Genomic DNA, 11,869 nt, shown 5'->3' on the forward strand with positions numbered 1-11,869 from the left:
ATACTCCCTCAACGAGGCGGCGATTTCGTCATTTGCTGGCCCAATAGCTTGGGCGGGACACCGCGGCCGCATTCACGCCACCCGCACGCCGACCAAGGCATTATCACTGCCTTTCGCCCTCTCTGGCCCCACGTCTTCCCTGACGCCCAGCATTTGCTTCACACCATAACCTATTCGCCGGCAAGATTGTATAAAAAGCGAGCGACCACCGCGTTTAATTTCGTTGCTCATGCTGCAGCGCTCATTATTCTGAAGAATTATTATCCCGCATTTTATAAGGGTTATTTTAAATAGAGATACACCTTCATAGATTTTAGTCGCCGGGGCAGTGCACAATCCCCCGCGCCGCACGGTTTCATCCTTCAAAAGCGCGCGGGACAAGAGTACATTAAGCAGATCATGCGTATCCATGGTGGGAATACGCTATCTGGCAGAAGGGTTAATATCGTGGTCGCACCCGTAGAAAAATCCAGCAAACTGGAAAACGTTTGTTATGACATTCGTGGCCCCGTGCTGAAAGAGGCAAAACGCCTGGAAGAAGAAGGCAACAAGGTCATTAAGTTGAATATCGGCAACCCGGCCCCGTTCGGTTTTGAAGCGCCGGACGAGATCCTGGTGGACGTGATTCGCAATCTGCCCACCGCCCAGGGCTATAGCGACTCCAAGGGGCTGTATTTCGCGCGCAAGGCCATTATGCAGCATTACCAGGCGCGCGAGATGCTGGATCTCACCGTGGAGGATGTCTATATCGGCAACAGCGTCTCGGAATTGATTCAGCAATCCATGCAGGCGTTGCTCAACAGCGGCGATGAAATGCTGATCCCGGCGCCGGATTACCCGCTGTGGACGGCGTCGGTTGCGCTGTCGGGCGGCAACGCGGTACATTATCTGTGCGATGAGGAAGCGTGCTGGTTTCCCGACCTGGACGATATCCGCCGCAAAATAACGCCCCGCACGCGCGGGCTGGTGATTATCAATCCGAATAATCCCACCGGCGCGGTCTACAGTAAAGACATGCTGATGTCGCTGGTTGAAATCGCCCGGCAGCATAATCTGATTATCTTCTCGGACGAGATTTACGATAAAATTCTCTACGACGCCGAGGAACATCACTCTATCGCGGCGCTGGCGCCCGATCTTCTTACCGTCACGTTCAACGGCCTGTCGAAAACCTACCGCGTCGCCGGTTTCCGGCAAGGCTGGATGGTGCTCAACAGCCCGAAGAAACACGCCAAAGGCTATATCGAAGGGCTGGAAATGCTGGCGTCGATGCGCTTGTGCGCCAATGTGCCGATGCAGCATGCGATCCAGACCGCTCTCGGCGGCTATCAGAGCATCAGCGAGTTTATTCAACCGGGCGGGCGGCTATATGAGCAGCGCAATCGGGCCTGGGAGCTTATCAACGACATCCCTGGCGTATCCTGCGTGAAGCCGAGCGGCACGCTGTATATGTTCCCGCGCTACGATGCCAAACGCTTTAATATCCATGACGATCAGAAGCTGGTGCTCGATCTGCTGCTGCAGGAGAAAGTGCTGCTGGTTCAGGGTAGCGCTTTTAACTGGCCCTGGCCGGATCATTTGCGCATTGTGACATTGCCGCGGGTAAACGAGCTGGAAACCGCCATCGGCAAGTTCGGCCGCTTTATGCAGCATTATCACCAATAAGCGCGCCCGCGGCACTCGGCAAGCCGGTATGGCGCCTGACCGACGCCGCAGCGGCGGAACTGCATACGTCTGCCGAGCGCCGGCAACGGGCGTGCTGCCTGCCCGGCGTCGTGGAGCAGACATCGCCGCCCTGCGACGGCATCGGCATCGGCATCGGCATCGGCATCGGCATCGGCATCGGCATCGGCATCGGCATCGGCATCGGCATCGGCATCGGCATCGGCATCGGCATCGGCATCGGCATCGGCATCGGCATCGTGAGATTTGCATATCCGCCGCCGGGTGCGCACAATAGCGTTTCCGTTGTCGCGTCTTTCTGGAAACGTTTATGACCCAAAGCCACTTCTTCGCCCATCTGTCACGCCTAAAGCTGATTAACCGCTGGCCGCTGATGCGCAATGTGCGCACCGAAAATGTCTCGGAGCACAGTCTGCAGGTGGCGTTTGTCGCCCACGTTCTGGCGCTCATCAATAATCGCCTGTTTGGCGCCAACCTGAACGCCGAGCGTATCGCGCTGCTGGCAATGTACCACGACGCCAGCGAAGTGCTGACCGGCGATATGCCGACGCCTATCAAGTATTACAACGCCCAAATCGCCCACGAGTACAAAAATATTGAAAAAATCGCGCAGCAAAAGCTGATTGATATGGTCCCGGAAGCGCTGCGTGAGGATTTCCGTCTGCTCATCGACGAGCAACATTACCTACCGGCGGAGAAAGCCGTCGTCAAGCAGGCCGATGCGCTGTGCGCCTATCTGAAGTGTCTGGAGGAGATTTCCACCGGTAATACCGAGTTTACCCTGGCGATGGCGCGCCTCGAAAAAACGCTGAACGAGTGGCGCAGCCCCGCGATGGACTATTTCCAGACGGTGTTTATCCCAAGCTTCAGCCTGTCGCTGGACGAAATTAGCCAGGATTCGCCGCTGTAGCGTCGCCGGGCTCACCCGCGCCGCCTTCTGCCGCCGCGGCCCTCCCGTTTTGCCTCAAAAAGGGTAAAGCAGCGGCACCACCAGCACGCTGGCGGCCATCACCAGTAAAGTGAACGGCACGCCGATGCGCACAAAGTCGCTGAACTTGTAGCCCCCCGGCCCCAACACCAGCGTATTAACCGGCGAGGAGACCGGCGTCATGAACGCCGCCGAGGCGGCGACGGCGACAATCATGGCGAATGGATACGGCGAGACGCCCATCTGGTGCGCCGCGCCGCGCCGAGCGCGATGGGCGCCATCAACACCGCGGTGGCGGTATTGGAAATAAACAGCCCGGTCACCGCGCACAGGATAAACAGGCTCAGCAGCATCATATGCGCCCCCGCCCCGCCCGACAGGCGCACCACGACATCCACGCCGCCGGTCTTCTCCAGCGCCAGAGCGAAGGGCATCATGCCGACCATGAGCACCAGCGCCAAGAGCGCATGGGGCGCCTGACTGGCCGCGGGCGCAACCTGGTCCACTTCGGCCGGCAGATTGAGCAGAATAAAATCGCGTGTCCGGGACTGCAACTGCCAGATGCGTTTCCAGTCGCCTATCACCAGCAGGATATCCCCCAGCTGTAACGGCTCGTCGATCAGCACTCCCGGCAGCGCCTCGCCGTTGCGGCGGATGCCCGCCACATTCAATCCGTAGCGGCTGCGAAACGCCACTTCTCTCAGGCTATGGCTCAAAAGGGCGGAATCCGGGATCAGGCTGACCTCCGCCATTCCCACGTCGCGCGCCTGGCTGGAAAAATACTCGCCACGCAGCACCATCGGCTCCAGTTGCTGTTCGCTGCAAAACTGACGCAAATCCATTTCAGCGGCGGACATGTCGATCAGCAGCACATCCCGCGGGCGCAGCTCGGTATTACCGCCGGCGCTGACCATCACCCGGTGGAACTTACGCCAGCGTTCAATGCCCACCACGTTGGCGCCGTAGCGATCGCGCAGGCGCAAATCATCCAGACGGCGGCCGATGAGCGGCGCGCAGCGCCAGCCGGTAATCGCGGATCAGATCGCGGAAAGTGCGGCGCTGCCAGGTTTCGCCGGCGCGGCCGTCATCGGGCGCCGTCAGCCAGAAACGCGCCATCGCCATATAACCGATGCCGAGCACCAGCACCAGCACCAGGCAGCCTATCGGCGTCACCGCGAAAAAGCCGAACGCCGGCAGATTGTTGCGCAACAGTTCGCTATTGACCACCATATTGGACGGCGTCGCCACCAGCGTCATCATGCCGCTGATAAGCCCGGCGAAACTGAGCGGCATCATCAGCCGTCCCGGCGGGGTTTTCATGCGCTACGCGATGCTGAGCACCACCGGAATAAAAATAGCCACCACGCCGGTTGAGCTCATAAACGCGCCCAGCGCGGACACCGTGACCATCAATAGCAGCAGCATACGCAGCTCGCTGTTGCCCGCCATACGTACCAACCAGTCCCCTACCGACAGCGCAATGCCGGTACGCACCAGCCCGTCGCCGATGACGAACAGCGCGGCGATGAGCAGCACGTTAGGATCGCTGAAACCGGCGGTGGCTTCAGCCAGGGTCAGCGTCCCGCTCAGCACGAAGGCGACAATGACCAATAGCGCCACCACATCCATGCGCACCTTCCCGGTGATAAACAGCACTACCGCCGCTAGCAGCAGGCCAAGCACCCAGAGGAGTTCGTCGTTCATGCCAACATCCCAGTCCTGATAGCAGACATTACGTCCACAGCATGCCATAAAAAAACCCCGGCGAGGCGGGGTTCAAACCATTTTTTGCGCGATCAGGCGACCTCGCGACGACTCACCAGGGCGTAGTCCCCTTAGCGGGTCACCACCAACTGGCGCAGCGAATCGACGAGCATGCCCACCGCCTCTTTTTGCGGCGTTTTCGGCGGCGGATTAACGGCTATCACTGGGCAACCCGCCGCCAGTCCGGACTGGATGCCGGCGATGGCGTCCTCCACCACAATGCACTCGGCGGGCCGCAGGCCCAGCGTCTTGGCGCCGAGCAGGTAAGGATCCGGCTGCGGTTTACCGCGCGGCACCTGCTCCGCGGTGATAAGCACCGGCGGCGTCGGAAGCCGCCCCGCGCGCACCCGGGCGGAGGCGACCTGCAGCGATCCGGAGGTCACAATCGCCCACGGTAGCTGCAGGCGGTTAAGGTCGTTCAACAGTTCGCGGGCGCCCGGCAGCGCGTTTACGCCGTCGATGGTTTCGGCTTCAAAGCGTTCCAGGAGACGATACTCGTGCTGTATCGTCTCTTCGCTTTGCCCCGGCATAAAGTGGTGCAACGAGATAATCGCCTGTTTGCCGTGTATAAAATTCAACACCTCCGCCTCCGGCACGCCATGGCGCCGCGCCCAGTTGCCCCAGGCCAGCTCCACCACCGGCAACGAATCTATCAAAGTCCCATCCAGGTCAAACAAAAAGCCTAAACCGCGCACAAGCCGCTCCTTAACTTCATCTTCAGGCATTGATAATTTGCGAAATTTCCACCGCGCTCAGATGATATTGACGCGGACAAGCCTGCCAGATCGCCAGCATACGCAGATATTTATCTCACATTTTTGTCTGGGCGTTGAAACCGTGGGTACCGGAGTCGAAGTGGGTGTAGCGCCCTTCGGTGAATACCATGAAACGGACATAGCCAAGATAACGCGCTTCCGTGGCGGCATCGAAACCGAGAAACGCCAGGCGGCGTTCGTCAATGTCCTGGCGGTCCTTCAAATTGGACCAGGACACCTGCATGGCGTGATGCATTTCCATGATATCGATAATACTACGGCAAACGTCTTCGCTCAACGCGCCGAAATCGTGATCCAACTCGCGCATCTGCAGGCCATAGCCGCGCTCGATGATGGTTTGCAGCCGGCGGTAGCGCTCGCTGTTGTCGGGGTCAAGCAAGGTCATCATTTTATACTGATTTGACAAGATAAGCCGTTGGGCGTTGGTCATGTCCATAAAGCACTCCTGGTGTTAAAAGCCTGGCCGCGCCAGGAAAGTTCGCAGGCGTCAGCATGGCATAGCGCTGGACGCCGGGGTAGTGCAAACCCCGCTTTGTTTGATGTAAACCATGACCGGATGAAATATTTATGGCGGCGGGTGCAGACGCGGCCTTTAGGATTTACAAATCATCCAGAAACGCTTTATCGAGCAGTTTAAACGCTCTTTTGAGCACCTCGGCCAACATCTGATAGGTCGGTACCCCTTCAACCGGCGCCAGCGCCTGGCCGGCCTCGTTGAGCTTTTGCCGCACTTCGTGGAACCAGGTCAGCAGCGAAGGCGGCAGCGGCGTGACCGACCGCTTGCCGAGCCACCACAAGCCTTGCATCGGCAGGCTGCAGGCAAAGATGGCGGTGGCCACCGCTGGGCCAAGCTGCCCCCCGAGGGCGATTTGCCAGCTCAGGGTAAAGACCGCGATCGCCGGCATGTAGCGCACGCCGAAACGCGTGGCGCGTACCACACGGTGTTCAGGGAAGATTGGCGCCAGGCTTTTTTCAGCGGGCCAGGCCTTCATATAGTATTGTCCGCGTTGGAATATCTTGTACCAACTTACCGAACCGGAAGGGAGCGTCGACATAGCGGACCTCAACTTTATGAGTAATGATTAAAATTTTCGCGCAATTTCACAATGCATTTTATAACATTTAAATATATTTTGTCTTTACCGCGGTCTCTCGTTATCCTATTCCGCGCTGCGGGGCTTAGCATTAGCATGCGCCGCCGCCCGCGTTCAGGTCGACCGCGACAGCCAGGGGGCAAAGCCGCCTATGGCTAACGTATCAGGGCCGCGTGAGCGCATTGCCGACATCATAACCGCGAAAACACCGCATCCATGATGTTAATCATAAATGTCAGCGGCGGAATGCGCTACGATTAAAGCTTGTTTGACGAATTATTAACCACGCATAACAAGTAGGTACTTCCATGTCGAGTAAGCTAGTACTGGTTCTTAACTGTGGCAGTTCATCTTTGAAATTCGCCATTATCGATGCCGCCAATGGTGAAGAACATATCTTCGGTCTCGCCGAGTGCTTCAATCTGCCGGAAGCGCGTATCAAATGGAAGATGGACGGCGCCAAGCAAGAAGCGGCATTGGGTGCCGGCAGCGCGCACAGTGAAGCGCTGCACTTTATCGTTAATACTATTTTGGCACAAAAACCGGAACTTTCAGTACAATTAACCGCCATCGGTCACCGCATCGTACACGGCGGTGAACGGTTCACCCAGTCCGCCATTATCAATGACGACGTATTAAAAGGCATCGAGGATTCCATCCCGTTCGCGCCGCTGCATAATCCGGCACATCTTATCGGTATCCGCGAAGCCCTGAAAGAGTTTCCGCAGCTGGCACAAAAGAGCGTAGCGGTTTTTGATACTGCTTTCCATCAGACAATGCCTGAAGAATCGTATCTTTATGCCCTGCCCTACTCTTTATATCAAGAACATGCTATCCGCCGCTACGGCACCCACGGCACCAGCCACTTTTATGTCAGCCGCGAAGCGGCCAAGATGCTTAACAAGCCGGTTGACCAGCTTAATGTGATTGCCTGCCATTTAGGTAACGGCGGCTCCGTTTCCGCCATTCGCAACGGCCAGTGCGTGGATACGTCCATGGGGCTGACCCCGCTGGAAGGCCTGGTGATGGGCACCCGCAGCGGCGATATCGACCCGGCTATCGTGTTCCATTTACACGATGCGTTAGGCATGTCCGTCGCCCGTATCAACACCCTGTTGACCAAAGAGTCCGGTCTGCTGGGCCTGACCGGCGTGACCAGCGACTGCCGCTATGTCGAGGACAACTACCGCGATAAAGCCGACGCCCGCCGCGCTATGGATGTTTACTGCCACCGTCTGGCCAAATACATCGGCTCCTATAGTGCGCTGATGGACGGACGGCTGGATGCGGTGATTTTCACCGGCGGCATCGGCGAGAACGCCGCTATGGTGCGCGAGCTGTCGCTGAAAAAACTGGCGATGCTCGGCTTCGAGGTGGATCATGAACGCAACCTGGCCGCGCGTTTTGGCCACGCCGGCGTGATCACCACCGACGCCAGCCGCCCGGCTATCATCATCCCGACCAACGAGGAGTTGGTCATCGCCCAGGACGCCACGCGTCTGACCGCGTAATTCTCATCTCCCCGCCGGCTTTGTCCGGCGGGGCTGTTTTGACTAACGAGCAACCGTTGAAAGAGGTTTAGCCGTGTCCCGTACAATCATGTTGATCCCTACCGGCACCAGCGTCGGTCTGACCAGCGTCAGCCTCGGCGTGATCCGCGCCATGGAGCAAAAAGGCGTAAGCCTAAGCGTATTCAAACCCATCGCTCAGCCCCGATCCGGTGAGGACACCCTCGACGCCACCCGTATTATCCGCGCCAATTCCACTATTCCCTCCGCCGAACCCTTGGCCATGAGCTATGTGGAATCCCTTCTCGGCTCCAATCAGCAAGACGTGCTGATGGAAGAAATCATCGCCCGCTACCATGAAAACACCCAAGAGGCGGAAGTGGTGCTGGTGGAAGGTTTGGTTCCCACGCGCAAGCATCAGTTCGCCACGGCGCTGAACTATGAAATCGCCCGCACGCTAAACGCCGAAATCGTTTTCGTGCTCTCGCTGGGCAACGACTCGCCGGATCAATTGAAAGAACGCATCGAGCTGGTGCGCTCAAGCTTCGGGGGAAGCAAAAATAAAAACATCACCGGCGTCATCGTCAATAAATTGAACGCGCCGGTGGATGAACAAGGCCGCACCCGTCCAGACCTGTCGGAAATTTTCGACGATTCCAGCAAGGCCAGAGTCGCTAACGTCGATCCGAGCCTGCTGTTTGAAAACAGCCCGCTGCCCGTGCTGGGCTGCATCCCGTGGAATTTCGATCTCATCGCCACCCGCGCCATCGACATAGCCCGCCATCTGGGCGCCACCATTATCCACGAAGGGGAAATTCAGACCCGCCGCGTGAAATCCGTCACCTTCTGCGCGCGCCGCCTGCCGAACATGCTGGAACATTTCCGCCCGGGTTCGCTGCTGGTGACCTCCGCCGACCGCCCCGATGTGCTGGTCGCCGCCTGCCTCGCCGCGATGAACGGCGTGGAAATCGGCGCGGTGCTGCTGACCGGCGGCTATGACATTGATCCGCGCATTCAGCAGCTATGCGAGCGCGCCTTCCAAACCGGCCTGCCGATGTTCACCGTACAGACCAACACCTGGCAGACGTCGCTCAGCCTCCAGAGCTTCAGCCTGGAAGTGCCGGCCGACGACCACAGCCGGGTGGAAAAACTGCAAAACTATGTCGCGGGCCATATCGATAATGCCTGGATCGAATCCCTGTCCGCCAGCTCCGAGCGTCCGCGCCGCCTGTCGCCGCCGGCGTTCCGCTATCAACTGACCGAACTGGCGCGCCAGGCGGGTAAACGCATCGTGCTACCGGAAGGCGACGAGCCGCGCACCGTCAAAGCGGCGTCCATTTGCGCCGAGCGCGGCATCGCCCACTGCGTGCTGTTGGGTAACCCCGATGAAATTCAGCGCGTGGCCACGGTACAGGGCGTTACGCTTGGCGACGGCATCGAAATTATCGATCCGGAAGTGGCGCGCGAGAAGTATGTCGCGCGCCTGGTCGAGCTGCGCAAGAGCAAAGGCATGACCGAAGTGGTGGCCCGCGAACAGCTGGAAGATAACGTGGTGCTGGGCACGCTGATGCTGGAACAGGGCGAAGTGGACGGCCTGGTGTCAGGGAAGGTGCATACCACCTCCAATACCATCCGCCCGCCGCTACAGCTCATCAAGACCGCGCCGGGGAGTTCGCTGGTGTCGTCGGTGTTCTTTATGCTGCTGCCTGAGCAAGTGCTGGTGTACGGCGACTGCGCCATCAACCCGGATCCGACTTCGGAGCAACTGGCGGAAATCGCCATTCAGTCAGCCGACTCCGCCGCGGCCTTCGGTATTGAGCCGCGCGTGGCGATGATTTCTTACTCGACGGGCAATTCCGGCGCCGGCAGCGACGTCGAGAAAGTGCGTGAAGCCACGCGCCTGGCGCAGAAAAAACGCCCGGACCTGGTCATCGACGGCCCACTGCAGTATGACGCCGCCATTATGGCCGATGTCGCGCTGTCGAAAGCACCCAACTCGCCGGTAGCGGGTCAGGCGACGGTCTTTATCTTCCCGGATTTGAACACCGGTAATACCACTTATAAAGCGGTACAGCGTTCGGCGGACCTGATCTCTATCGGCCCGATGCTGCAGGGGATGCGCAAGCTGGTCAACGACCTCTCGCGCGGCGCGCTGGTGGACGATATCGTTTATACGGTCGCGCTGACCGCCATTCAGTCGAAACAGGCGGAAGGCTAATTCCGCGTTTGCGGCGTCAGGAACGACCACGCCTGCCAGAGGCCGGCGTTTTTTTGCCCTGTGCGGGCCGGCTCGACCTTCCCGAGCGCTTGCGCCGGTTTAGCCCGTGCAGGTAGGGCGCTACCTTCCCCAACGCCAGCCTACGTTTAGCCCGTCCCCAGATGCCGCAACCTTCCCTCGCGCTCGCCGGCTACTGTGCCGCGCTGTCGTCTGACGTCTGCGCGGCCAGGGGCTTGCCAAAGCTCTGGGCGTTATTGCGGCTCAGCCACAGCGACAACGCTTTGAGGGAGTCCGGGGTGAATTCGTCGCAGCGGCCAGTAATTTCCTCCGGCGTCAGCCAATTGACCGCCTCCACCTCGCTTTCCTGTAGCGCGAACGGGCCATGGGTCACGCAGCTAAACAGCGAGCCCCACACCCGGCAAGCGTCATTCTCGAAATAAAATTGCCCGTGTTCGGCGAACGGCACATCCGCGATGCCCAGCTCTTCTTCCGCCTCGCGGCGGGCGGAATCGAGCATCCCCTCACCGCTTTGCACCACGCCGCCGGTGGTCGCATCCAGATAGCCCGGATAGAAGTCTTTGCTGGCGGTACGACGCTGAACCAGAATATTGCCCGCACCATCATGCACCACAATATAACTGGCGCGGTGACGCAGACGTTCCGCGAGCATCTGCTGGCGGCTGGCCTGGGCGATGACTTCATTGTTTTCATTGACAATGTCGACCCATTCCTCACCTGCAGACTGACTCTGTTGCTCCATCCTATGACACCCTTATGCAATGGCGCGGACTGCCCGCGCGGTATGATTAAACGGAAAAACCCACTGACGTATTTTGTCATAACTTAGAAGGTTATTGCGACTTGCGCAATAGTTTCCCCGCCATCTAATGACAGTACCTGTAACCGGCCGTCCGCCAGCAGACCATAGCTCGCCGGAAAGCCGCCTTTGGGCAAGCTGACCGACCCCAGATTGAACAGAATATGCTCCTCCGCCTGCGGAATATGGGTATGGCCGTACAAGAACGTGTCGCCGGGCGCCAGCGGCGGCAGCCGCGCCGGATGATAAAGATGCCCGTGGGTTAAAAAAAGCGTAAGCGCCCAACGGCCATAAAATTACGCTGTTTTTAGAAGAGACCGGCGTGCCTCATCAGCTTCACCGCCTGGATATCAGCGCCGGCGATCAATTCAAGCCGGCCTTCCTCACCATCTCGCCGAATAACAAAATTCCGGCGATCGTCGACAACCAGCCGGCGGACGGCGGCGCGCCGTTAAGCCTGTTTGAATCGGGCGCTATTTTGCTCTATCTGGCGGAGAAAACCGGACAGCTGCTGTCGCACGAACTGCGCGAACGGCACACCACCCTGCAATGGCTGTTCTGGCAAATGGCGGGCTTTGGGCCGATGCTTGGCCAAAACCACCACTTCAGCCAGTATGCCCCGGAAAAAGGTAAGCGTACGCCCAGCGCCGTATTGACAGTTATTCAGCAGGGATGGTGAGGTTCCACGGCAGGAGCTCTTTGATTTTGTTGATGGGATGATCCGCGATAATCGCCAGCACATGGCGCAGATACGCTTCCGGCTCCACGCCGTTCAGTTTGCAACTGCCGATCAGCGTATACATCAGCGCCGCCCGGTCGCCGCCGCTATCCGAACCGAAGAACAGATAGTTCTTGCGACCCAGGCTTATTACCCGCAGCGCGTTTTCAGCGATATTATTGTCGATCTCCGCCCAGCCATCGCCGGCGTAGTAGCACAACGCCCGCCAGTGGTTCATCAGGTAGTTGAACGCCTTTGCCGTATCGGCCTGGCGCGACAGCGTGGTGAGTTTTTCCCGGACCCAACTATCCAGACCAACAAGTATTGGTCGGGATCGTGCTTCACGCACCTGTTGTCGTTCCT

10 protein-coding genes and 4 pseudogenes are annotated in these 11,869 nt (G+C 58.7%); 6 read left to right on the forward strand and 8 right to left on the reverse strand.

Annotated elements, in window-relative coordinates; all coding sequences use genetic code 11:
- Positions 1 to 72 precede the first annotated feature (72 nt).
- Positions 73 to 231 carry a hypothetical protein gene (locus ACMX3H_RS01285; protein WP_415209501.1) on the reverse strand — a complete coding sequence of 53 codons (159 nt, stop codon included), beginning with the start codon at positions 229 to 231 and terminating at the stop codon, positions 73 to 75.
- Between the two features lie 168 nt (positions 232 to 399).
- Between ACMX3H_RS01285 and ACMX3H_RS01290 the strand changes: the two genes are divergently transcribed.
- From ACMX3H_RS01290 to yfbR, 3 genes are all read left to right on the forward strand, one after another.
- Positions 400 to 1,665, forward strand: coding sequence for a pyridoxal phosphate-dependent aminotransferase (locus ACMX3H_RS01290; protein ID WP_415209502.1), 1,266 nt, complete (start codon positions 400 to 402; stop codon positions 1,663 to 1,665).
- A gap of 110 nt (positions 1,666 to 1,775) precedes the next feature.
- Positions 1,776 to 1,997 carry a hypothetical protein gene (locus ACMX3H_RS01295; protein WP_415209503.1) on the forward strand — a complete coding sequence of 74 codons (222 nt, stop codon included), beginning with the start codon at positions 1,776 to 1,778 and terminating at the stop codon, positions 1,995 to 1,997.
- Positions 1,994 to 2,593, forward strand: a complete 600-nt coding sequence (gene yfbR / locus ACMX3H_RS01300) for a 5'-deoxynucleotidase (RefSeq protein WP_415209504.1) — start codon at positions 1,994 to 1,996, stop codon at positions 2,591 to 2,593. The genes ACMX3H_RS01295 and yfbR overlap by 4 nt, the downstream gene beginning before the upstream one ends.
- Before the next feature lie 54 nt (positions 2,594 to 2,647).
- On the opposite strand, the pseudogene ACMX3H_RS01305 reads toward yfbR, so the two are convergent.
- From ACMX3H_RS01305 to yfbV, 4 genes and pseudogenes are all read right to left on the reverse strand, one after another.
- Positions 2,648 to 4,315, reverse strand: a pseudogene (locus ACMX3H_RS01305) (SLC13 family permease).
- A gap of 131 nt (positions 4,316 to 4,446) precedes the next feature.
- Entirely contained in the window at positions 4,447 to 5,100 is a 654-nt protein-coding gene (locus tag ACMX3H_RS01310; RefSeq protein WP_415209505.1) for a sugar phosphatase, read from the reverse strand.
- A pseudogene (locus tag ACMX3H_RS01315) lies at positions 5,093 to 5,587 on the reverse strand (YfbU family protein). The gene ACMX3H_RS01310 and the pseudogene ACMX3H_RS01315 overlap by 8 nt, the downstream one beginning before the upstream one ends.
- 163 nt (positions 5,588 to 5,750) lie before the next feature.
- Positions 5,751 to 6,206, reverse strand: a complete 456-nt coding sequence (yfbV, locus tag ACMX3H_RS01320; RefSeq protein ID WP_415209506.1) for a terminus macrodomain insulation protein YfbV — start codon at positions 6,204 to 6,206, stop codon at positions 5,751 to 5,753.
- 347 nt (positions 6,207 to 6,553) lie between these two features.
- Between yfbV and ackA the strand changes: the two genes are divergently transcribed.
- Both ackA and pta read left to right on the forward strand, forming a co-directional pair.
- A complete protein-coding gene (ackA, locus tag ACMX3H_RS01325) occupies positions 6,554 to 7,756 on the forward strand; it encodes an acetate kinase (RefSeq protein WP_415209507.1) in 1,203 nt (400 codons plus the stop codon).
- Between the two features lie 88 nt (positions 7,757 to 7,844).
- Complete coding sequence (gene pta / locus ACMX3H_RS01330) at positions 7,845 to 9,971, forward strand: phosphate acetyltransferase (RefSeq protein WP_415209511.1); 2,127 nt, start codon at positions 7,845 to 7,847, stop codon at positions 9,969 to 9,971.
- A gap of 190 nt (positions 9,972 to 10,161) precedes the next feature.
- Here the strand turns inward: pta and yfcD are convergent, their stop codons facing one another.
- A complete protein-coding gene (gene yfcD, locus ACMX3H_RS01335) occupies positions 10,162 to 10,731 on the reverse strand; it encodes an NUDIX hydrolase YfcD (protein WP_415209508.1) in 570 nt (189 codons plus the stop codon).
- A gap of 83 nt (positions 10,732 to 10,814) precedes the next feature.
- Positions 10,815 to 11,060 (reverse strand): annotated as a pseudogene (locus ACMX3H_RS01340) (YfcE family phosphodiesterase); the annotation flags it as partial.
- An 8-nt stretch (positions 11,061 to 11,068) separates the two neighbouring features.
- Here ACMX3H_RS01340 and ACMX3H_RS01345 point away from each other — a divergent pair.
- Positions 11,069 to 11,413, forward strand: a pseudogene (locus ACMX3H_RS01345) (glutathione S-transferase N-terminal domain-containing protein); the annotation flags it as partial.
- Between the two features lie 34 nt (positions 11,414 to 11,447).
- Here the strand turns inward: ACMX3H_RS01345 and ACMX3H_RS01350 are convergent.
- Positions 11,448 to 11,869: IS66 family transposase (locus tag ACMX3H_RS01350; RefSeq protein WP_415209509.1), on the reverse strand; the 422-nt coding region annotated here is incomplete at its 5' end.

Source organism: Sodalis sp. (in: enterobacteria) (assembly GCF_047607725.1).
Lineage (GTDB): Bacteria > Pseudomonadota > Gammaproteobacteria > Enterobacterales > Enterobacteriaceae > JBLKSS01.

Excerpts from the sequence above, each read along its gene's own strand:
- ACMX3H_RS01285 (WP_415209501.1), bottom strand. The coding sequence starts at position 231 with ATGAGCAACGAAATTAAACGCGGTGGTCGCTCGCTTTTTATACAATCT.
- ACMX3H_RS01290 (WP_415209502.1), top strand. The coding sequence starts at position 400 with ATGCGTATCCATGGTGGGAATACGCTATCTGGCAGAAGGGTTAATATC.
- yfbR (WP_415209504.1), top strand. The coding sequence starts at position 1,994 with ATGACCCAAAGCCACTTCTTCGCCCATCTGTCACGCCTAAAGCTGATT.
- ACMX3H_RS01310 (WP_415209505.1), bottom strand. The coding sequence starts at position 5,100 with ATGCCTGAAGATGAAGTTAAGGAGCGGCTTGTGCGCGGTTTAGGCTTT.
- yfbV (WP_415209506.1), bottom strand. The coding sequence starts at position 6,206 with ATGTCGACGCTCCCTTCCGGTTCGGTAAGTTGGTACAAGATATTCCAA.
- ackA (WP_415209507.1), top strand. The coding sequence starts at position 6,554 with ATGTCGAGTAAGCTAGTACTGGTTCTTAACTGTGGCAGTTCATCTTTG.
- pta (WP_415209511.1), top strand. The coding sequence starts at position 7,845 with ATGTTGATCCCTACCGGCACCAGCGTCGGTCTGACCAGCGTCAGCCTC.
- yfcD (WP_415209508.1), bottom strand. The coding sequence starts at position 10,731 with ATGGAGCAACAGAGTCAGTCTGCAGGTGAGGAATGGGTCGACATTGTC.